Annotated in this window: 17 protein-coding genes; 3 read left to right on the forward strand and 14 right to left on the reverse strand. The window is 68.7% G+C overall.

Annotated elements, in window-relative coordinates; translation table 11 throughout:
• Window positions 1-24 precede the first annotated feature (24 nt).
• The 4 genes from AC069I_RS20565 to AC069I_RS20580 form a co-directional block, all read right to left on the reverse strand.
• Window positions 25-1,116 carry a hypothetical protein gene (locus AC069I_RS20565; protein WP_478226284.1) on the reverse strand — a complete coding sequence of 364 codons (1,092 nt, stop codon included), beginning with the start codon at window positions 1,114-1,116 and terminating at the stop codon, window positions 25-27.
• Window positions 1,100-1,321, reverse strand: a complete 222-nt coding sequence (locus AC069I_RS20570; RefSeq protein ID WP_478266195.1) for a Trm112 family protein — start codon at window positions 1,319-1,321, stop codon at window positions 1,100-1,102. The genes AC069I_RS20565 and AC069I_RS20570 overlap by 17 nt, the downstream gene beginning before the upstream one ends.
• Window positions 1,322-1,373: 52 nt before the next feature.
• A complete protein-coding gene (locus tag AC069I_RS20575) occupies window positions 1,374-2,729 on the reverse strand; it encodes a phosphomannomutase/phosphoglucomutase (RefSeq protein ID WP_340687141.1) in 1,356 nt (451 codons plus the stop codon).
• 72 nt (window positions 2,730-2,801) lie between these two features.
• Window positions 2,802-3,155, reverse strand: coding sequence for a DUF3499 domain-containing protein (locus tag AC069I_RS20580; RefSeq protein ID WP_073848429.1), 354 nt, complete (start codon window positions 3,153-3,155; stop codon window positions 2,802-2,804).
• A gap of 116 nt (window positions 3,156-3,271) precedes the next feature.
• Here AC069I_RS20580 and AC069I_RS20585 point away from each other — a divergent pair, with 116 nt between their 5' ends.
• Window positions 3,272-3,703 (forward strand): metallopeptidase family protein, encoded by a 432-nt coding sequence (locus tag AC069I_RS20585; RefSeq protein ID WP_007028954.1) that lies wholly within the window; start codon window positions 3,272-3,274, stop codon window positions 3,701-3,703.
• 423 nt (window positions 3,704-4,126) lie between these two features.
• On the opposite strand, the gene AC069I_RS20590 is transcribed toward AC069I_RS20585, so the two are convergent.
• Together AC069I_RS20590 and AC069I_RS20595 are read right to left on the reverse strand one after the other, a co-directional pair.
• Complete coding sequence (locus tag AC069I_RS20590) at window positions 4,127-7,399, reverse strand: glycosyltransferase (protein ID WP_478266196.1); 3,273 nt, start codon at window positions 7,397-7,399, stop codon at window positions 4,127-4,129.
• Window positions 7,400-7,532: 133 nt separating this feature from the next.
• Window positions 7,533-7,916, reverse strand: coding sequence for a WhiB family transcriptional regulator (locus tag AC069I_RS20595; protein WP_007028952.1), 384 nt, complete (start codon window positions 7,914-7,916; stop codon window positions 7,533-7,535).
• Between the two features lie 171 nt (window positions 7,917-8,087).
• On the opposite strand from AC069I_RS20595, the gene AC069I_RS20600 reads away from it, so the two are divergent.
• Window positions 8,088-8,849, forward strand: a complete 762-nt coding sequence (locus tag AC069I_RS20600) for a site-2 protease family protein (RefSeq protein WP_478226409.1) — start codon at window positions 8,088-8,090, stop codon at window positions 8,847-8,849.
• On the opposite strand, the gene AC069I_RS20605 is transcribed toward AC069I_RS20600, so the two are convergent.
• Genes AC069I_RS20605 through mshB form a run of 3 tightly spaced genes read right to left on the reverse strand, consistent with a single transcriptional unit; the run spans window position 8,833 to window position 10,887 of the window.
• The gene (locus AC069I_RS20605; RefSeq protein WP_378443474.1) at window positions 8,833-9,639 is read right to left on the reverse strand and encodes a hypothetical protein; all 807 of its coding nucleotides are present in this window, start codon (window positions 9,637-9,639) and stop codon (window positions 8,833-8,835) included. The two genes, AC069I_RS20600 and AC069I_RS20605, sit on opposite strands and share 17 nt — an antisense overlap.
• Window positions 9,632-10,048: a hypothetical protein gene (locus AC069I_RS20610; protein WP_478226281.1), complete on the reverse strand. Its 417-nt coding sequence runs from the start codon at window positions 10,046-10,048 to the stop codon at window positions 9,632-9,634. Before AC069I_RS20610 ends, AC069I_RS20605 begins: the two co-directional genes overlap by 8 nt.
• Window positions 10,045-10,887 carry an N-acetyl-1-D-myo-inositol-2-amino-2-deoxy-alpha-D-glucopyranoside deacetylase gene (mshB, locus tag AC069I_RS20615; RefSeq protein WP_478235186.1) on the reverse strand — a complete coding sequence of 281 codons (843 nt, stop codon included), beginning with the start codon at window positions 10,885-10,887 and terminating at the stop codon, window positions 10,045-10,047. The genes AC069I_RS20610 and mshB overlap by 4 nt, the downstream gene beginning before the upstream one ends.
• Before the next feature lie 197 nt (window positions 10,888-11,084).
• Between mshB and AC069I_RS20620 the strand changes: the two genes are divergently transcribed.
• A complete protein-coding gene (locus AC069I_RS20620; protein ID WP_478235185.1) occupies window positions 11,085-12,863 on the forward strand; it encodes an ABC transporter ATP-binding protein in 1,779 nt (592 codons plus the stop codon).
• A 414-nt stretch (window positions 12,864-13,277) separates the two neighbouring features.
• On the opposite strand, the gene AC069I_RS20625 is transcribed toward AC069I_RS20620, so the two are convergent.
• The 5 genes from AC069I_RS20625 to typA form a co-directional block, all read right to left on the reverse strand.
• Window positions 13,278-14,207 (reverse strand): ABC transporter permease, encoded by a 930-nt coding sequence (locus tag AC069I_RS20625; RefSeq protein WP_478226279.1) that lies wholly within the window; start codon window positions 14,205-14,207, stop codon window positions 13,278-13,280.
• The gene (locus tag AC069I_RS20630) at window positions 14,200-15,216 is read right to left on the reverse strand and encodes an ABC transporter permease (protein WP_478226408.1); all 1,017 of its coding nucleotides are present in this window, start codon (window positions 15,214-15,216) and stop codon (window positions 14,200-14,202) included. Before AC069I_RS20630 ends, AC069I_RS20625 begins: the two co-directional genes overlap by 8 nt.
• 181 nt (window positions 15,217-15,397) lie before the next feature.
• The gene (locus AC069I_RS20635) at window positions 15,398-17,203 is read right to left on the reverse strand and encodes an ABC transporter family substrate-binding protein (RefSeq protein ID WP_478226278.1); all 1,806 of its coding nucleotides are present in this window, start codon (window positions 17,201-17,203) and stop codon (window positions 15,398-15,400) included.
• A 287-nt stretch (window positions 17,204-17,490) separates the two neighbouring features.
• Window positions 17,491-19,200 (reverse strand): ABC transporter family substrate-binding protein, encoded by a 1,710-nt coding sequence (locus AC069I_RS20640; protein WP_478226407.1) that lies wholly within the window; start codon window positions 19,198-19,200, stop codon window positions 17,491-17,493.
• A 601-nt stretch (window positions 19,201-19,801) separates the two neighbouring features.
• Window positions 19,802-21,724, reverse strand: coding sequence for a translational GTPase TypA (typA, locus tag AC069I_RS20645; protein ID WP_034305906.1), 1,923 nt, complete (start codon window positions 21,722-21,724; stop codon window positions 19,802-19,804).
• Between the last annotated feature and the right edge of the window lie 54 nt (window positions 21,725-21,778).

Consider the following 21,778-nt stretch of genomic DNA (forward strand, 5'->3'; position numbering starts at 1 on the left):
CATTGCTTACGTCGCGCTCGGGACTCACGCCGTTGCAGGCGTGTACCTCCCGGCGCCGCCGATGCTGCCGACGGCCAGCCCCAGGTAGACCGCGGCCAGCTCGAAACGCAGCGCGAGAACGGCCGCACGCACGATCTCGTCCGTTTCGATCTCTTCGGCCGGGGCGATCACGTCGCTGCCGGGCAGCAGGTCTTCCGCCTGATAGCGGGCCGCCTCCGCGGCGGGCCCGGTCCGAACCGAGAGGAGCAGCACCCTCGGCGTCGCGCCGTCCCCCTCCTCAGGGTCCGCGAAAATATCGCGATCCACGCCCCCGGACAACGCCGCCCGCCGCAAAGCGGGCCTGGCCAGTGCCTGGCGGTAGTCCTCCACGTCACAGACGACGGCGGCGTGCGCGGCGAACGCGTGGGCCGCGTGCTCGCCGACGGCGACCGCGACCGGGTCCAGCCCCCACAGCAGCGGCTGGCGCTCGGCCAGCTTCAGCGCCATCGCCTTGGCCGGGTTCGCGAACGAATCCCTGGCCAGGTAATCCTTCTCGGCCTCCGCGTCGAGCTGGTCCGCGAGCTGCTCCAGGTCGGCCACGAGCAGGCCGAGCGCGTTCGCGGTGAGCAGGGCGGCGGCGAGCCCGCGCGGGAACGCCATCTCCGGCGGGACCGGGAGCCTCGGCGCGAGCAGCAGCCCCTTGCCCGCGACGGCGGCCGCGACGGGACCTTCGCCGGGCGCGGACAGCACGACGGTCGCCCCGAACCGGGCGGCGCGTTCCAGGGAGGCGGCCAGCTCGCGGTCACCGGCGTCGTCCGTGTGCGCGAAGACCACGTCGAGCGCGCCGATCCAGCTCGGCACCACCTCGGCGACGACCACCGGCACCGGGCACGACGGGGTCAGGAGCGCGGCGACCAGCCGGGTCAGCGTCCGGCTGACCCCCGGCCGGTCGATCAGCACGAGCGAGCGCGGGCGCCCGACGTCCAGGCGATCGCTCAGCTCGATTTCGGCCGCGGCTTCGGCGGTCGCCCGGACCTGGGCGCCCGCCATGGCGGCGGCACGGAGAAGCCCCGCGGTGTCGGCCTCGGCCAGCCTCGCGGGATCGTCGAGCAGGGACTCGTCAGGGACCGTCGGCATGGGCGCCATTCGGGGTCGTCGGCTCGGTGGCTTCGTCCAGCAACAGTACCGGAATTCCATCACGGACCGGATACACGCGACCGCATTCCGTGCAGGTCAGCGCGTCGGCCTCCGGGTCGGCCGTCGTCCCCGGCCGCAGCGGCGCGTGATCGGGGGACGGGCAGGCCAGGATCTCCAGCAACTGTGCGTCGAACGTGACGGCCATGGTTACTCCCTACCTGTGGGACGTCTCTATGTGCGTTTTCACGACACATTCGTTACCCACGGACGATCGCCAATACGTCTTCGGTCAGTGCCCGGACGGCCTCGGCGTCGGCGGCCTCGACGTTCAGGCGGAGCAGCGGCTCGGTGTTGGACGGACGCAGGTTGAACCAGCCGCCGCCGGGAAGCTGCACGGTGAGCCCGTCCAGTTCGTCGATTTCGACGCCGTCGCGGGCGCCGAACGCGTCCTTGACCGCCATCATGCGCGCGACCTGGTCGTCGACGGTGGAGTTGATCTCACCGGAAGCCGAGTAGCGCGAGTACTCCGCTGTCAGCTCGGACAGCGGGCCCGTCTGCTCGCCGAGGGCGGCGAGCACGTGCAGCGCGGCCAGCATGCCGGTGTCGGCACGCCAGAAGTCACGGAAGTAGTAGTGGGCGGAGTGCTCCCCGCCGAAGATCGCGCCGCTCTTGGCCATCTCGGCCTTGATGAACGAGTGCCCGACCCGGGTGCGCACCGGCTTGCCGCCGTGTTCGGCGACGATCTCCGGGACACCCTTCGACGTGATCAGGTTGTGGATGATGGTGCCGCCCGGCTCCTTCTCCAGCTCGCGGATCGCGACCAGCGCGGTGATGGCGCTCGGCGAGACCGGCTCGCCGCGCTCGTCGACGACGAAGCAGCGGTCCGCGTCGCCGTCGAAGGCGAGGCCCGCGTCGGCGCCTTCCTCGCGCACCCTCGCCTGGAGGTCGACGATGTTCTTCGGGTCGAGCGGGTTGGCCTCGTGGTTCGGGAAGTTGCCGTCGAGTTCGAAGTACATCGGGACGACCTCGATGGGCAGGCCCGCGAAAACCGTCGGAACGGTGTAGCCGCCCATGCCGTTGCCGGCGTCGACGACGACCTTCAGCGGACGGCTGCCCGAGAGGTCGACGAGCTTGCGCAGGTACGCCGCGTAGTCCGCGAGGACGTCCTTCTCGGTCACCGAACCGCGCTGGCCCTCGAAGGCGGGCACACCCTGCTCGACGGTGTCGCGGATCTCCGCGAGACCGGAGTCCTGGCCGACGGGGGCGGCGCCCGAGCGGCACAGCTTGATGCCGTTGTACTTCGCCGGGTTGTGGCTGGCGGTGAACATGGCGCCCGGCAGGTTGAGCGACCCGGACGCGAAGTACAGCTGGTCGGTGCTGGCGAGGCCGATCGACACGACGTCGAGGCCCTGCGAGGTCACGCCGTCGGCGAACGCGGCGGACAGCTCGGGCGAGGAGTCGCGCATGTCGTGGCCGATCACCACGGAGTCGGACTCCGGCTTGATCAACAGGGCGAACGCCGATCCGAGGTCGCGGACGAGTGCCGCGTCCAGCTGCTCACCGACCACGCCGCGAATGTCGTAGGCCTTCACGATGCCCGAAAGGTCTGGCACGCCTGCTCCCCGCCAATAGTCTCGTTACAACGCCCTCTGGCGCGCTCGAAAGCCTACCGGCGAGCCCTCGCGTCAGGCGCGGCCGGGCAGGACGCGCAGGTGGCCGCGCCTGCCCGAGGGGCCCTCGGGTTCGGGCTCGGGCGCGGGCTTGTCGGACCGGCCCGCCTCGCGCACGGCCTCGGCCAGCGCGGTCAGCTCGTCGGCGGACGGGTCCGGGGCGGCGAAGGCCCCTTCGTGCCGCACGACTTCCCAGCCCTTGGGCACGGTCAGCCGGAGGGCGTGCGCCTCGCAGAGGTCATAGGAGTGCGGCTCGCTCGCGGTGGCCAGTGGGCCCACCACGGCTGTCGAATCACTGTAGGCATACGTGAGCGTGGCGACAGCGGGTTCGAGACAACCCGTTCGCGAACACTTTCGTACGCTCCGCACGATCGAGAACGATAGCGCGTCGCGGGCCGGGCGTACCGGCGACACGCGCTTTGAATCGCCGAGCGCGTACCCTTCGGTTCGTGGCGACGGCTCGTGATTCCCGACAGCGACGGCGGATGCGACGGGACCGGCACGGCCGGGGCCTGCGCGGAGCGCTGTATCCGTCGACCCTTCCCGCCGCCGCTAGCAGGGCGGAAAGGTTCGACGCGCTGGTTTTGGACGCGCTCGAACCGATCGAAGCGCGGTGGCGGCACGAGCTGACCAAGCTCGACGTCGCCGTCGACGACGTCCCCGAAGTTCGCTCGGATGGCGCACCGACCGGAGTGGACGGCGTGCTGCACGACGGCGCCGTCCCGCTCTCGCGGCTCGTGCCCGCCGGCGTCGACCGCGCCGGCCTCCCGACGCGGGCCCGCATCGTCCTCTACCGCCGCCCACTCGAAGCGCGCGCGAAGGACCCCGGCGAACTCGCGGAACTCGTCCACGACGTCCTCGTCGAACAGGTCGCGGGCTACCTCGGCGTCGAACCCGACGTCATCGAAGGCGAATAACCCTCACCTCCGCACCCCAGCCCCCGCCCTTCCCCGGGGGGCGTCCCCAGCCCAGTGTATCGCGGGGCGGCGACGGGACCTGCGGAAACAGCGCTGGAGCGCCGAGTTGTCCACAAGGGGAAGGGGCTGTGGGCAACTCTGGGGCCGACGTGTGGGCCAGGTAGCTCAGAGGGTTCCCAAGCCGTGGCGACCGGGCCTACCGTCGGAGGCGCGATGTCGCCAATGCGTCAGTGGGGACGCTGAGCGACCCGAATGCCACATTGGGGACATCAGAGCCCAAACCCAGCGGCAGAAGCCCGGCGACCCCGGCCGAATGTCCTGAAGGCCTCCTTTGAGATGTTCAACGTCTCAAAGGAGGCCTTCAGGACAGCGAGCCCAAGCGCAGCGGACAGAAGCGCAAGCAGGACCCACCGAGACAAGCGCTCAAGAAACCGGAGAACGCCTCCGCGCAGGAACGGCCGTCAGCAGCGTGAACAGCACCGCGGCCACCTGCGCCAGCAGCAGCAGATTCCGCGTGGTCCCCTGGTGCTCCACCACGACCTCCGACGGCGTGGGCGGAACCGAGACCGCCACCTGATGCCCCCACGCCCGCACGATCGGCACCGCCTTGCCGTCCACGCTCGCCTGCCAGCCCGCCTCGAACTCCGCGGCCAGCACGAGCAGCCGCCCTGTCGGTCCTTCCGAGACGCGCACCCGCACGTCCGGCAGCCCGGCCTGCACCGGCGCCACCCCGGGCGACGCGCCGGGCGCGCCCTTCCCGGTCACGGCCGCCTGCGCCAGTTCCGGCGAGATCAACGCCACCTGCCCGCCGGCGGGCAGCAGGCGCAGCACCGGACGCCCGTCCGAGGTCGGTGCGGCCGGGGCGACCAGGTCACGCGCGAGTTCGACAAAGGCACCGCCGTCCGCGCCGCTCGGCAGGACGACATACGAGACCCCCGAGGCCAAAGCGGCCGCGAAGGCCTGCTTGACGGCGTCCGGCGAGCCTTGCAGGAGGTCCCGGCGCCACGTCGCGAGCCGATCGGCGCTGCCCGGCGTCGGCGCGAACTCGTCGTCGCCGAAAGTCGGCAACCGCCCACCGGTCTGCCGGGCGAGGTCACCGATCACCAGCACCGAGCGGCCGCTCGAAGCCAGTTCCGCCGAGATCTCCGGCGCCAGCGAGGGACGCTCACCCGCCCGCAGGGGCCCTTCCCGTCCGGCGACGACCGCACCGGTCGCCAGCGCCAGCAGCACGAGCACCCCCGCCACGGCCGTGACCTTCGCCAACCACGGCGCGGGATCGACCCCGGACCCGCCTCGCTGCCAGGTCGCCAGCACCGTCCACAGCAACCCCGCGCTGATCACCAGCAGCGGCACCCCGGCGTATCCGGTCGCGTGCGCGCCGCCCGACATCGGCGTCACGGCAACGAACCGCACCGCCACGAGCCCGAGCACACCCAGCACGACGACCGCGACACCGCCACCGGCGCCCTTCGACGGCCGGACCACCAGCGCGACGATCGCGGCGGCGACCAGCGCCACCCCGATCGGCCAGGCACCGGGACCGCCCGGGTCCAGTCCGGCGAGGTCGGCCCCGGACGCGGCCGTGGCACCGCCACCGAGCCCGTGCAGCAGCAGTTCCGGATGCCGCAGCAGCACACTCGGCCACGGCAGCAGCAACGCCAGCGGCAGGAACACCACGATGCCGACCGAAGCGATCCGCCGCGCGAGCCCGGTCGGCGACGGCAGCACCACGAACCCGATCAGCAACCCGACCAGCGCCAGCGCGTGCGCCAGCGGTGAGAAGGCGCCGATCAGCGCCAGCCCGATCGCGCTCAGCGCGGAAACGTGCAGCCATCGCGAGTCCGCGCGGACGAGCAGCCCGACGATGCCCGCGATCACCAGGGGCAGCAGCAGATGCACGACGACGACGTCGAGCCGTCCCTGCGCGACCGAAGCGGTGGCCGCGGGGAGCACGCCGTACGCAGCCGCGACGACGGCCCGAACCCAGCGACGCACGCGAAGGTGCCGAGTGGCGGCGTACGCGCTCAGGGCGGCGAGCGGGATGTCACCGATCAGCAGGATCGCGACCAGCGCCGCCGGCCCGCCGATCGGGGTGAAGATCGCGCCGAGCGTGCCCAGCACCGGCAACGTCGCGGGCGCGGGGCTCGCCGTCCCACCCGCGATCGCGTGCCACGGCGCGAGATACGACGACCAGATCTCGCCGAGCCCGCCGACCGGCAGCAGCTTCCCGCCGAAAAGGTCCAGCCCGAGCCGGGAACCGTTGATCACGAAGGCGAGGGCCGTCAGCACCACGAGCATGATCACCGGCGGGGCGAACACGGTCGCGCCCAGGACGCGTTTCCGGTCCACCTCGACGAACACGAGTTCCGGTTCCGGCCGCCGCCCGCCGTCCCGGGGCACCGGCGACGGTTTCGGGCCGACCGCCGCGGGCTTTTCGGGGATCGCGACCGCGACGACCCCGCTGGGCCGCCGCAGACCCGTCCCCCGCGAGCCGACACCGCGCATCGCCCCCGCGGGCAGCGCGCCGGGACCGACCGGGCGATCCTGTCCGGCCTTCACCGCCTCCGGCGGGATCCAGGCCCCTCCCTGATCGACGCTCTCCGGCACCGTCCCGAGGGCGAAATCCCGTTCCACGCCACGCCGGACGAGACCGACGACACCGGCGCGCACCGCGTTGCGCACCCGCGTCATCCGGCCGGTGAACAACCCGCGGACGTGGCCCGGCCGATCGGTCTCCCGGCGTTCGGCGCGGGCCGCGCGCAGTCCGCCGCGACCGCGCAGCAGGTACCAGGTGGCCCCGAGCTCCGCGCCGGCCTCGCCGGTACGCCGCAGCACCAGGAACGCGAGCGCCCGCAGCACCGCGAACAGCGGAATTCGAAAAAGACCGAACCAAAAGGACAGTGGCGAGCAGTTGACGAGGAACACGCGCAGCCCGTGCGCGCGGTTCGCCGTCGCGAGGGAAAGACCGAGGGCGTCCGGTTCGCGCTGTCCGGTGCTGAGCGCGCGAGCGTGCCGGAGCCGGGCCGCCGGCACCGAAAGCACGCGGCCGCCCGCGGCGTTGGCACGCCAGCCGAAGTCGAGATCTTCGCGCAGCAAGGGAAAGCGCGGGTCGTAGCCGCCGAGTTCGTGCCAGGCTTCCCGCCGCACCAGCGATCCCGCGCTCGGCACCGCGAGCACGGCGGTGTCGTTCTCGTCCGGTGAGATCTGCTGCCGGTGGCCGATGGCGTCGGTCGACAGCCCGGCTTCGACGATGAGCCGCGGGTCGCTCCAGTCGACCGCGAGCGGGCCGAGCACCGTCGCCTCGGGCTCGTTTTCGGCCGCTGCCAACAGGTTTTCGAGACAGTCGGGTTCCGGCGCGCAGTCGTCGTGCAGCAGCCAGAGCCAGCCACCGGGATCACCCCAGCGTTCGACGGCGTGCTCGACGGCCTCACCTACGGCGGCGCCGAAGCCGACATCACGGGAAAGTGTGAGGATTCCGTCCAAGACCGGGGCTTCGCCGACGGACGCCGCGTCGGCGAGGATCTTCGCCGTCCCGTCGGTGGATCCGGTGTCGACCGCGAGGATGTGCCGCGGCCGGACTCCGCTGCGCCGCAGCGCGGAAAGCGCCAGTGGCAACCAGTTCTCGCCGTTGTGACAGACCACAATGGCCAGAACGGGGACCGTGCGCAACACAGGTGACGCGGCAGTGCGGGACAACGGGCACTCCAGATGTGGCGGCGAAGTCGAGTGCCGCCACCCTACGACGCGACCCTGTCACCCGTTGGTGGCCCCACTTGGTGGAACCGGGCAGGAGCGATCTCCGGCGCGCACAGGCCACCGGAGATCGCCGTCACACAGCTCGCTTTTTCAGTTTCCTACGCTCACGTTCGGAGAGCCCGCCCCAAATACCGAACCGCTCGTCATGCGCGAGGGCGTACTCGAGGCACTCGTCCTTGACCTCGCAACCGAGGCAGATCCGCTTGGCTTCACGGGTGGAGCCGCCCTTCTCGGGGAAGAACGCCTCCGGGTCCGTCTGCGCGCAGAGGGCCCGTTCCTGCCAGTCCTGCTCTTCCGCGGAGGCATCGTCGAAAAGCTCGGTGAGATCGCCCAGTTGCTGCTCCGGGACCTCACCCCAACCCACGACTTGCCCCCATTCCCTTCCATCTGCTTCCAACCGCACGTCCGCCTCCTCGCTATCCACGCACTCCCCAGGCTGGCGGTGTTGAAACACCATCCGCCGCCCCCTTCCAGCGACGAATGACATCACTGTGATTACACCCGTGTAGTGCGGTCAGGTCAAGCGGAGTAGCGAGTTCGGGGGATACCCGCGCGCGGAAGCGCAAGGGGACACGCCGAGAACTTCACATCGGGCATACGGAAGACTGGAGGGGTGCAGAGATCAGCAGTGCGGCCAAGCCCGATCTTCCTCGGCATCCTCGCGGTCACCGCCCTGGGCGGTGTACTGGCGGCTTTCGGTGACACGACGACGATTTCCAGCCAGAAGTACGACCCGCTCATCATCACCGGCGTCGTCCTGCTCGTCGCCGGTGGCTGGGTGGCGTCCCTGACGCTGCACGAGTTCGGCCACGCCGTAGTGGCGTTCCGGGGTGGTGACCACAGCGTCGCCCATAAGGGTTACCTCTCCATGGACGTCCGGAAATACACGGATCCGGCACTGTCCATCATCCTGCCCTTGGTATTCCTCATCATCGGCGGCATCCCGCTGCCGGGCGGCGCGGTCTGGATCGAACACGGACGCCTGCGGTCACGCGGCGTCCAGTCGTGGGTTTCGCTCGCCGGACCGCTGAGCAACCTCGCCGTCGGTGTCCTGCTGACCCTCGTCGTCGCGCTGGTGCCGATGGCGAGCGGCCTCGTGATCGGGCTCTCGTTCCTGGCGCTGCTTCAGATCGTCACGTTCATCCTGAACATCCTGCCGATCCCCGGCCTCGACGGCTGGGGCGCGATCGAGCCGTACCTTTCGCCCGGTGCGCGCGAGCTCGGTGCGAAGGTCCGGCCGTGGGCGCCGCTCGCGCTGTTCGCCGTGCTGTTCCTCGTACCCGGAGCCAGCTCGTTGCTGTGGCAGGGCTCCTACGCGGTCTTCGACTCCGTCGGCGGCTTCACGCTCGCTGCCCAATACGGACAAGACGCGTTCATGTTCTGGAGGTGAGCTCGCCCTCGGGGTGCTCGGTGAACCACTCGTGCGCCCGCTTCCAGACGCGTTTGAGGCCGGACCGCTCGCCGAGGTAGTCGCCCGCCATGCCGACGACCGGCAGCTTCCCGAGCGCACGGTGGAAAAGACGGCCGCGAGGGCGCTTTTCCAGTTCGTCGACGATGCCGAGCAGACCACGGCCGAGGCGCCACAGCGTGCCGGCGGCAGCCTTCAGGGTGATCTTGCCGTGCTTCTTCTTGGCGTCGTCGAGTTCTTCGGTGAGCTTCGCCGCTTCGTCGTCTTCGGCGGCCTTGTCGTGTTCGGCGTGTTTGCCCGCCGCGATCACCGGATCGATGTCGCGTTCGAAGAGGACCCACGCGATCAGCCGGACGCGGGCGCCGACGTCGGTCACGCCGTACTCCCCCGCGATCGCGCACAGCAACACCCCCTGCGCCGCCGAACCGAGCGCGTCCTGCACGGGCAGCCGGTCGGCCAGCGCTCCGCCGAGGCCGGGGATCGCGGTGATCAGCGCGGTGAACCGGCCGACCCGGTTCACCCACCAGTCTGTCCGCTGGTAGTTCGACATCTCGGCCCACGCCGCGGTGCCGGGCACCTTGACCGAGGTGATCCCGTTGAGCAGCTTGTCCTTCAGTCCGGGCTCGACGCCGTCGAGATCCTCGTGGCGGCGCCCTCTGGCCTGGAGGCCGAACGGATCCGCGTCACGCAGCGCGTCGACCATCGGCCCGCAGGCACGGACGAACGGCCGCAGCACCGCCACGACCTGGCGGTCCGAAATCGCTTCACCCACCGCTGACTCCCTCCGCGGCTTTCGCCGCCCTTCCCAGACCACCACCCAGCGCCAGTGCTCCGGGCAGCGCCCCGCCGCCGATCAGCAGCAAGGCCCGCCAGTCCTGTATCAGCACCAGATCACCACCGGGTCCGGTCGCGCCCATTCCGAGTACGACTAGTACCCAGACGAGCAGCGGAATCACCGAAAAGGAGGGCCGCACCACTTTCGCGGTCGCCCGCACCAGCAGCGGGGTGGTGATCACCGCGAGCACCACGGTCACCGGCATGGGCGCGTCCCCGAGCTTCGGCAGCACGATCCCGTCGAGCCGGAGCGGCAGGAAGAACAGTTCGAGCAGTCCGAGCAGGAACGCGTCGAAGGTCAGCAGGGCCAGCAGCAGACGCTGCCGCGAGGTGAGCGGCGTGTTCACCTCGCGAGGCCCCCGAACAGATCGGCCGCTGTGCCTTCGGCCGGTCCGTATGCGAGCACGAAGTACTCGTCCGGGGTGATCGGCTGCGCGATGTCGTTGCTCAGCGCGAAGTGATCCGCGAGATGCGGCGGAGCGGGCACGCTGACCTGAGTCTCGTGCGCCCGCAGCGCGGCCGCCTTCGCCGGGATGTGCGCGCCGACGTCGAGGACGGTCGTGATGGTCTCGTCCGGCGTCACCGGCAGTTCGCCGTCTTCGGGGACTCGGAACGGGGAGCGCCCGCGCAGCGCGGCGAGGCCCGCCGCGACGGCGTCGCGGGAAGAAACCGTATGGAAGACCCGCTCGACCGACGCGGCCTTCGGCGCCGCTGCCATCGTGACCTCGTGCGCACGGATGTGGTCGGGGTGCCCGTAACCCCCGAAGGCGTCATACGTGACGACGACCTGGGGCCGGACCTCGTCGAGGATCTCGGCGAGCTGAGCCGCCTGCTCGTCGAGGTCGCCGCCGGAGAAGGCCCGCGGGTGGGCCGCCGACGGCGTCCCGGCCATGCCCGAATCACGCCAGCGGCCGATGCCACCGAGATACCGGTGCCGCGTGACGCCCAGCGCCGCGCAGGCCGACGCCAGCTCGCCCGCGCGGTAGCCGCCGAGCTGGTCCGAGGCCCACGAACCGAGACCGTCGAGGGACGGCGGGATGATCTCGCCTTCCTCACCGAGAGTGCACGTGACAACGGTCACTTCAGCGCCTTCGGCGGCGTAACGCGCGATGGTGCCACCGGTGGTGATGCTCTCGTCGTCCGGATGGGCGTGCACGAGCAGCAATTTGGGCAGATCGGAGATCACGGCTTGAAGACTAATTCGAACACGGCGCGCTTTCCTTTATAGGGTGTCGGGAACGGAAGCCCCGAGCACCGACCTTAGTCGGGCGGCTCTCGGTTATCCTCGCGCACGTCCGAGGCACTCTTTACCGCCGAGGACGCGTTGACACCGTCACGGGCACTGCGCCGTGACTTATAAGTACCCCCACGAAGGGCATCTTGGTGAGCACTGAAGCAGCATCGTCGGACCTCGGCGGCGTGTCGGGTTCGGTTCTGTCCATCTCCGACCTGAGCGTCTCGTTCCCGACCGACGAGGGCGTGGTCAACGCCGTCAAGGGCATCGGTTTCGACGTCAAACCGGGTGAGATCGTCGCGGTGGTCGGCGAGTCCGGTTCCGGCAAGTCGGTGACCTCGATGTCGGTGCTCGGGCTGCTCCCGAAGACGAGCCGGATCGCGGGCGAGCTCCGCCTCGGCGACCGCAACCTGGCCGACCTCAAGGAGAAGGACCTCCAGAAGATCCGCGGCAACCAGGTCGCGATGATCTTCCAGGAGCCGATGACCGCGCTGAACCCGGTCTACACCGTCGGCTGGCAGCTGCGCGAGGCGCTCCGCTCGCACCAGGACATCTCGAAGGAAGCCGCCGACAAGCGCGCCATCGAGCTGCTGGAGATGGTCGGCATCCCGAACCCGCCGCTGCGCTTCAAGCAGTACCCGCACCAGCTCTCCGGCGGTCTGCGGCAGCGCGTCGTCATCGCGATGGCGATCTCGTGCGACCCGAAGGTCATCATCGCCGACGAGCCGACCACGGCGCTCGACGTCACCGTGCAGGCGGAGATCCTCGGCCTGCTGCGCAAGCTGCGTGACACCCTCGACACCGCGATCGTGCTGATCACGCACGACATGGGTGTCGTCGCCGACCTCGCCGACCGCGTGGTCGTGATGTACCAGGGCAACATCGTCGAAGAGGCGCCGGTGCGCGAGCTGTTCGCGTCGCCGTCGCAGGAGTACACCCGCAAGCTGCTCGCCGCGGTCCCCGTGCTCGGCCAGCGTCCGGAAGGCCGCCGCCTGCTCGAGGAGGGCATCTCCGCCGACAGCGACGAGGCCACGAAGATCGCCGAGGAGATCCGGCTCGAGGACTCCGAGCTCGCCGCGGTGATCGAGGAGAACGCGCCCGCGCTCGAAATCAAGAACCTCGTGCTGGAGTACCCCGGCCGTCGCGGCCAGGCGAAGAACCGGGCGGTGGACGACGTCTCGCTGAGCATCGCCAAGGGCGAGATCGTCGGCCTGGTCGGCGAGTCCGGTTCCGGCAAGTCGACCGTCGGCCGGTGCGCGATCCGCCTGCTGACCCCGACCGCGGGCACCGTGTCGATCGCGGGCAAGGACATCACGAACATGTCGAACAAGGAGCTGCGCCCGCTGCGCCGCTACTTCTCGATCGTGTTCCAGGACCCGGCGTCCACACTGGACCCGAAGATGACCATCGGCGAATCGATCGCCGAGCCGATGGTGCTGCACAAGTTCCTGCAGGGCAAGGCCCTGAACGAGCGTGTGGCGTCCCTTTTGGACAAGGTCGAGCTCGGCGGCCACTACCGCAACCGCTACCCGCACGAGCTGTCCGGCGGCCAGCGCCAGCGCGTCGCCATCGCGCGGGCGCTCTCGCTCGACCCGGCGCTGCTGATCGCGGACGAGCCGACCTCGGCGCTGGACGTGTCGGTGCAGGCGCGGGTGCTGGACCTGTTCCTGGACCTGCAGCGCTCGCTGCAGTTCGCCTGCCTGTTCATCAGCCACGACCTCGCCGTCGTCGACCTGCTGGCCGACCGCGTCGCGGTGATGCAGCACGGCAAGCTGGTCGAGGTCGGCACGCGTGACCAGGTGCTGCACTCGCCGCGCGAGGACTACACCCGTCGCCTGCTGTCGGCCGCCCCGGTCGCGGACCCGGTGCTGCAGGCCGAGCGGCGTGCGGCCTGGGAGGCGGGCAAGCTGGCCCCGGTGGCCGACTGACGTTTCCGTGAAGGCCTCCTTCACCGCGCTGGACGCGGTGAAGGAGGCCTTTGTGTATCTGGACGCCACTCGCGTGTCTGGAGCCGTAACTCACGTGATTGAAGGCGGCATTCGCGTGTCTGGAGCCGTAACTCGCGTGTCTCCGGACAGATGTGAGAGTTACGCCTCCAAGCACGCGAGTTACGGCTCTGATCACGCGAGTTACGGCTCCCGGTCCGTGAAGGCCTCCTTCCCTACCCTCAAAGTAGGGAAGGAGGCCTTCGCTCCTCTGGAGTCGCTAGAGGGACCTGGCAGCGTGTCCCGAAAGTGGCTTTCGCGACACCTGTCACGGTGCACGAATGCCCCGCAGCGCGTGAAGGCCCCCTTCCCTCGGCTGAGCCGAGGGAAGGGGGCCTTCACGCGCTAAAGAGGGCCTTACGCCTTCTGGCGGCGCTGCCGCGGGTCGAAAGCGTCCCGCAGGCCGTCACCGATGAAGTTGATCGTCAGCGAGATCAGCACCAGCACGACGAACGGGCCGAAGAACAGCGCCGGCCGCGCCTGGAGCTGCGCGTAGTTCTCGAGGATGACGCGGCCGAGCGACGTGTCCGGCAGTTGCACCCCGAGCCCGATGAACGACAGTGCCGCCTCGATCAGCACGGCCTGCGCGACCGCGAGGGTCGCGTTGACCGTGATGAGGCCGACCATGTTCGGCACCAGGTGCTTGAACACGATGTGGAACGTCCCCGCGCCGGACGCGCGGGCGGCGTCCACGAACTCGCGCTGGGACAGCGACATCGCTTCGGCCCTGGCGATACGGGCGATCGGCATCCAGCCGAAGGAGGCCAGCACCAACGCGACGATGTACCAAGCACCGCCGCCGAACACCTTCGCCAGGATGGCGGCGGCGGCGATCTGCGGGATGATCAGGAACAGGTCCGTGACACGTGAGATCGCCGAATCGGTGAAGCCGCGCAGATATCCCGCCATGGCCCCGAAAACGGTGCCGATGGTGGTGGCGACGAGCGACACGATGAGCGCGATCAGCAACGAGTACTGCGTGCCGCGCAGGATCTGCGACACCATCTCCTTGCCGACCTGTGTCGTCCCGAGCGGATAGTCCGCACTAGGCCTGGCGAACGACGGGAAGGAACTGTCCTCGTAGTCGTACGGCCAGAAGATCGGCATGATCAACACGGTCAGCACCAGGAGCAGCAGCACCCCCGTGCAGACCATCGCCAGCTTGTGCCGCAGGAACTTGCGCAGGACCAGCTTGCCCTGGCTACGCGGCTCCGGCAGGGCTTCGGGGGGAAGCTTGCCTTCGGCGGCGGCGTCATCCGCCTCGATGAGGGAGTTCAAGTCAGCCAACGCGAATCCTCGGGTCCAGGATGCCGTACATCAGGTCGGCGATCAGGTTGGCGACGATGATGCTGGTGGCGATGACCACGAGCCAGCCCATCATCACCTGCGGATCGCTCTTGGTCACGGCTTCGACAAGCAGCTTGCCCATGCCATTCCAGTTGAACACCGTCTCGGTGATGATCGCGCCCGAGAGCACGGCACCGAAGTTGACGGAGAACAAGGTGGTCACCGGAATGAGAGCGTTTCGGAAGGCGTGCCGGAAGATGACCCGCCCATTGGGGAGGCCCTTGGCGCGCGCTGTCCGGACGTAGTCCGCGTTCAGCGTCTCCAGCATCGAAGCCCGCTGGAACCGGCTGTACGCGGCGAAGCTGATCGCCATGATGGACAGCGTCGGCAGCAGGTACGCACCGACATAGCTGGCGAGGAAACCACCCGGACCGTCGAAGTTCAGCGATTCCGGGCTGGTGGTCCGGATCCACGGGTTACCGAGAACATCGGTAAGGCCCAGATCACGGACCCAGCCGTTGACCTCGATCGCGGAGTTCTTCAGCACGATCGCGACGCAGAAGATCGGCATCGAGAACAGCAGGAACGCCACCGTCGTGGCGATGTAGTCGATGATCGAGTACTGCTTGACCGCCGCGACGACACCGACGAGAACGCCGAGTGCCAGCGCGAGCAGTTCCGCACCGATCACCAGCTTGGCGGTGACCTCGAACGCGGCGACGACCTTCGGGAACACCGGGGCCAGCGCGTTGCCCTGGGCGATCGAGATGCCCCAGTCGCCCGTCACGAACGCGCCGAGCCAGTCGAAGTACCGAAGGACGATGTTCTTGTCGAGACCGAGCTGACTGGCGACCTGGTTCAAGGTCTCCTGACTCATGGCAGGATTGCTTCTCAGCTCGCCCAGCGGGTCGCCGGTGCCGGCGACCATGACGAAACACAGGAAAGTCCCGACCAGCAGGACGGGAATCGATATCGCCAGACGGCGAAGAATGTAGATCACCAGGTTCAACGAACTGCTCCTCATCCGGGCCTGGCCGCCGAAGTGCTGGACCGCTGCCCGGTTGTCCACCGTAGTGGCGGTAACCCTACGGTCAACAGCTACTTCCGGCGGGTACGGGGCCCGGCTTTTGGCCGGACCCCGTACCACCTCCGATTGCGTAAGCGAGTGGTGAAAAAGCGGGGCGGAAGCCCTACTTCTTCTGCTCCCACTCACCGACGTTCCACAGGACACCGTTGTACGACTGCATGTAAGTGCGGTCGATGCCCTTGAACGCCCACATGGACGGGGTCTGGAACAGCGGCAGCGTCGCGTACTCGTCCGCGATCGCCTGGTCGGCCTTCTGGTAGTTCTCCAGCTGCACGGCCTCGTCGGTGGCCTTCACGGCCGCCTCGAAGGACGAGTCGATCGTCGGGTTCGACAGCCCCTGGTAGTTCTGGCTGCTGTCGTCGACACGGGTGATGTAGATCGACTTCTGCTCGGCCTTGAACGGAGCGGCGGACCAGCCGAAGAGCGCGACGTCGTAGTCGCCCGCCGCGAGACGGCCACCCTTCAGGAAGTTGGCGTCCGTTTCGTCGGTGATCTCGATACCGGCGAGCTTGGCCTGCGAGATGACGATCTCGACGGTCTGCGTACGACGGGCGTTCTGGTTGTGCGTGATCTTGAACGACGCGCGCTGGCCGTCCTTGGCGAAGATGCCGTCGGCGCCCTTGACCCAGCCGGCGTCGGTCAGCGTCTTGGCCGCGGCCTCGGCGCCCAGACCGGCCTTGCTGCTGTACAGGTCCTTGAAGCCCTGCTCACCTGGCATGAACACGATGCTGTTCAGCGGGGTCGCGTCGGCCTGGACCTCCTTGAGCAGCTTGTCGGTGATCTCCTGGCGGTTGACGACCTCGAAGAACGCCTTGCGCAGCGACTTGTCCTTGAACATGCGCTTGTAGTTCAGGTCGAAGTGCTCGAAGGTCAGCTGCGAGGCCGAACCGTAGGTGATGCCCTGGGCCGCGAGGCCCTTCATGGTGTTCGCCGCGGTGGCGTCCGGCTGGGTCGAAGCGGCGATGTCGATCTCACCGTTCTGCAGCGCGGTCGCCATGGCCTTGGTGTCCTCCATCGCCTTCACGACGATCTTGGAGGGGCCACCCTTGCCACCGATCCAGTTCGGGTTCTTCTCGAGCGTGACGGCCTTCTGGTTGGCGTCGAACGCGGTGATCTTGTACGGACCCGAACCCGGCATGTCCTCGGCCTTGAAGCCCTTGAACCCGTTGGTCCAGAAGTCACCGGCCTTCGTCAGCTGGGCCGCGTCACTGGTCGGGGTCAGCTTGGTGATGTCGGCGACGCCCGAGTTCTTCTCGACGATGTGCGCGGGCATGATCGCCGTCGAGTTGAACAGGCCCTTGTAGTCCAGGTACGGCTCGGTGTACTTGGTCTCGAAGGTCAGGTCGTCCTTGCAGGTCGCCTCGTTGATCAGCGAGTAGCCGGTGGTCGAAGCGGCGAGGAAGGCCTGCTTGCCGTCGGCGGTCTTCGCCTTGCCGGAGTGCGCCAGCCACGACAGGTACATGTCGTCGCAGTCGAACGCCTCGTTGTCCGACCACTTGACGTTCGGCTTGATCTTGTAGACGACGGTCTGCGGCTCCTTGGAGGTGACCTCCCAGGAGTCGAACACGTCGTTGTTCAGCAGCACCTTGTTGTTGCCGTCGAGCACGTCGGCGCCCGCGAGCACGGCGGTCAGGATGTAGGTGTTGTACGACGAGTTGGTGTCAGGCGTGTCGTTGTTGTAGCCCGAGTACCCGTCGTCGATGCCCACCGTGACGGTGCCTTCGTACCCCGGGGTGTCCGCGAGCTTGAAGTTTTCGCCGTTCTGCGCCTTGCCGGTCGCCATGCTCTTGATGTCGGTCGATGACCCGTTGGGGTCGGTACTGCCGCTGTCGCCACCGCTGCATGCGCTCAGCGCAAGCGCGGAGGCCGCGACCAGCGACCAGGCGGAGACTGCCTTGGACTTCCTCATGAAGTGTGCCCTCCTAGCACTGGGTTCCTGAGATCGGAACAGGACCCCACACCGCTCCGGTGAGATGGCCCGGAGCCTATGACACGCCAAGCAACACTCATTTGGCGCACTGCCGGTGCACGCTAGAAAGGAAATGCACGAACAGTCACCAGTTACGGAGGGATCGTGACCAAAGGGTAACTTGCGGCTGACATCAAGAAATACAGTGGTTACCTTGAGGAATCAGTCCACCACTCGAACGTGCCGGGAAACGTCACCCTCCAGGGTCCGACTCGGACTCGAAACGGCTACTTCGGACCCCGTGTCCAGTTCACCGCGGACCCGAAAGGGCCCACCATAGGAGGACCAGCGGTTACTCCGGAAATACCAGAGCCGATGGCGAGGGTATCGGCCAGCTGGAACAACGGAATGGCAACATTCCGACGCCACAATTCCGGTTCCAGGGCCGAAAGCGTGTCGGCCACCGAGGTGGCGCCGGTCAGCGCGGCGTCGATCGGGGCCTGCAGGGCCGGATCGCAGAAGCCCAGCGGGTTCCCCGGGACGACGGCCTTGGTCTTGTCGGTGAGCTGATCCGGACGGCAGCCGAAGGTGGACGCCAGCGCCGAAGCGACGTCCGCACCGCCGGTGACCTGGCCGATCACCGCGATGTCGATACCGACGTTGCCCGCGCCCTCCGGCGTCGTCTGCTGGATCCCGTTGAGCACCGGCATGGCCAGCATCGTCGAGAAGAGCTCCCTCGGCTGCGGGGCGATCGCGTTGACCTCGATCCCCGCGGCCACCAGTTGCGCCGTCAGCTCCTTGGCGATCGTCGCGTACGGCTCCTGTTTGGCGGGCGAGGCCACGACCAGCGAAAGGTTCTTCCCGTTCTTCCGCCAGGTGCCCGCTTCCTTGGTGTATCCGGCGGATTTGAGCAGTTCCTCGCCCTTGGCGGGATCCGCCGCCGACGGCGGGCCGGGGGCCGGGATCGTCGGCTGGAAACCGGGAGCCGACGGGACGCGGACCTGCGCGTCGGCGCGGAGCTTGTCGGACGGCCCGCCGTCGGTCGCCTCGGTGATCAGCTTGCCGCGGTCGATCAGCGCGGTGACGCCTTCGCGCACCTGGGGATCCGACAGCGTCGAGCTCACCGGCCGAAGGAGGATCTGCGCGACCGTGGGACGCGCGACCGTGTGCAACTGGACGGCGGAGCCGAGCTCGCCGAGCCGTTTGAGGCCGGTGCCGTCGGTCCTGGTCATCGCGAACTGGTCGTTGCCGCTGCGCAGGGCGGCCAGTGTGCCGTCCTGATCGGCCGCACGGAGCACGATCCGGTCGAGGGCGGAGGGTTTCTCCCAATAGCGCTCGTTGCGCTCCAGGGTGATCTCTCCGCGCGCGGTGTCGAGTCCCTTGATCGAGTACGGGCCGCCCACCGCCGGGAACGTCGTCGCCAGCGCGCCCTGCCACCCGTTCGGGGCGTCCTTGAGCAGATGCGCGGGCAGGAGGTTGCCGAAGAGCGTCTGCCAGCCCGGATACGGCTTCGCGAAGGTGACCTCGACCCGCTTGCCGCCCTCACGCGACTGGATATCCGAGATCAGCCGGTAGCCGGCGGCGCCGATGACGCCCGGCTGGTCGCGCATCGCCTCGCGGAGATAGGCGAAGTCCTCGGCGGCGATCGGCGCGCTGTCGGACCAGGAGGCGTCCGGGCGGATCGTGTACGCGACCGTGAACGGCTGCTGCGAGACGACCTCGGCGGACTTCATCAGGTTCTTGTCCAGCTCGAAGCTTCCGTCGTCCTTCGGGCGGAACACCGACGGGAGCAGCAGTTGCGAAAGCGCCGACGTGACCTGGGAAGCGTCGGCGAGGTTGTGCGGGTTGTAGCCGCCGAGGACGGCGTCGACACCCACGACCACCTGCGAAGGCGTCTTCGTGGTCGACGTGCTCACCGGGGAGGCCGAGGAGCTGACCACGGGCGGGGGTGGGGTGTTGCTGCAGGCGGCGAGGAGCACGGCCGCGCACGCCAGCATGGACGCCGCTGTGGTCGGTGACCGCACGCCTGGATCCTCCTGGTTTGTCCCTCGCCTGGTCGCCATAGAGCTATCACGCCGGCCATGGCCTCGGCAGCGAGATTCCCATATCGGCCCGGCCGTCGCCCGACCGGATGCCGTCCTCCTCCGGTGGACGTCCGGGAGGCCCCCGGGGTTCCTGCCGAGCCGAGGCTTTTCGGACGCGCCGAAGCGCGCTCGCGCGGCAATCGGTTCCGCAAACCCGGAACATTCCGGAACGGCCGCCGGAATGTTCGCCAGCGCACGATTGATGTCCGAAACGATCGCGACCGGGAGTCCTATCCGGACGCATTTAGCGTCTTTTGTTTCGCGCCCGCCCGGAACCGCGTTCGCCGCCCGGCGCGCGTGGCCGCTCCGTCGCCGTTCCGTCCGGGTGTTCCGGTGATGTGAACACCGTCAGAAAAGGAGATCGGCTTTCCATCGAAATTGTCGGGAAAGGACCTTTCTTTAACGAAGAACGCCCGTCCGAATACGGTGCGTGACCACATTTGGACCCGAAAACGCCGGAGGGCGCCTACTCACGGTGAGTGAGCAGGCGCCCTCCGGCGTGGGACGAGCGGGGTCAGCCGCGGTTCTTGTTGCGGTTGCGCTCCTTGGCGCGCTGGTTGACGTCCAGCGTGACCTTGCGGATCCGGACGACGTCGGGGGCGACCTCGACGCACTCGTCGACGGAGCAGAACTCCAGCGCCTCCTCCAGGCCCATCTTGCGCGGGCGGGCCAGCGTCTCCATCACGTCGGCGGAGGACTGACGCATGTTGGTCAGCTTCTTCTCCTTGGTGATGTTGATGTCGAGGTCCTCGGCACGCGGGTTCTCGCCCACGACCATGCCCTCGTACACCTCGGCGCCCGGCTCCACGAAGAAGGTGCCGCGGTCGGCCAGCTGGATCATCGCGTACGCGGTGATCGGGCCGGACCGGTCGGCGACCAGCGAACCGGAGTGACGGGTGCGGATCTCGCCCGCCCACGGGAAGTACCCCTCGAACACGTGGTTCGCGATACCGGTGCCGCGGGTCTCGGTGAGGAAGTCGGTGCGGAAGCCGATCAGGCCACGCGCCGGGAGGACGTAGTCGAGCTTGATGCGGCCGGTGCCGTGCCCGCCCATGTGCTCCATGCGGCCCTTGCGAGCGGCCAGCAGCTGCGTGATGCCGCCGAGGTGTTCCTCCGGGGAGTCGATCGACAGGCGCTCGAACGGCTCGTGCAGCTTGCCGTCGATCATCTTCGTGACCACCTGCGGCTTGCCGACGGTCAGCTCGAAGCCCTCGCGGCGCATCTGCTCGACGAGGATGGCCAGCGCCAGCTCGCCACGACCCTGGACCTCCCAGGTGTCGGGGCGCTCGGTCGGCAGGACACGGATCGAGACGTTACCGATCAGCTCCTGGTCCAGGCGCGCCTTCACCAGGCGGGCGGTGACCTTGTCGCCGCCGCTGCGGCCTGCCAGCGGCGAGGTGTTGACACCGATGGTCATCGAGATGGCGGGCTCGTCGACGGCGATCCGGGGCAGCGCCTCCGGGTTCTCGACGTCGGCGAGGGTGTCGCCGATGGTGATCTCCGGGATACCGGCGATGGCGACCAGCTCGCCCGCGCTCGCCTCGGTCGCCGGGACACGGGTGAGCGCCTCGGTGACCAGCAATTCGGAGATGCGGACGTTCTGGATGGTGCCGTCCTCGCGCATCCACGCCACCGTCTGGCCCTTGCGCAGGCTGCCGGAGTGGATGCGGATCAGCGCGATCCGGCCGAGGAAGTTGGAGGCGTCGAGGTTGGTGACCAGTGCGCGCAGCGGGCCTTCGCGGTCGGCGAAGGGCGGCGGCACGTGGCGCATCAGGGTCTCGAACAGCGGGTCGAGGTTCTCGCTCTCGGGCACCGCGCCGTCGGCGGGCTGCTCGAGGCTCGCCTTGCCCGCACGCGCGGAGGCGAAGACGACCGGGAGATCGAGGATCGCGTCGAGATCGGCGTCCTCGATGTCACCGGCCAGGTCGAGCAGGAGGTCGTGGGTCTCTTCGACGACCTCGGAGATCCGGGCGTCCGGCCGGTCGGTCTTGTTGACGACCAGGATGACCGGCAGGCCGGCTTCGAGGGTCTTGCGCAGCACGAACCGGGTCTGCGGAAGCGGGCCCTCGCTGGCGTCGACCAGCAGCACGACCCCGTCGACCATGGACAGGCCGCGCTCGACCTCGCCGCCGAAGTCGGCGTGACCGGGGGTGTCGATGACGTTGATCGTCACCATGCCCTCGTCGGTCTTGCGGCGGATGGAGGTGTTCTTCGCGAGAATGGTGATGCCCTTTTCCCGCTCGAGCTCCCCGGAGTCCATCACGCGATCGACGAGTTCGGCGCGTTCCTCGAAGGCGCCGGACTGCCGGAGCATCGCGTCGACGAGGGTCGTCTTGCCGTGGTCGACGTGTGCGACGATGGCGACGTTGCGCAGGTCGGGCCGGGTCTTGCCGGACGAGCGGCCGGCATCGACTGCGGTGGCGCTGGCTGCGGGCACGCGAAGGCTCCAAAGGTTTCAAGTTCGGGTGTGGTGCCCGCGCTCGCGCGTTCG

It is taken from the genome of Amycolatopsis sp. NPDC043885 (assembly GCF_056435685.1).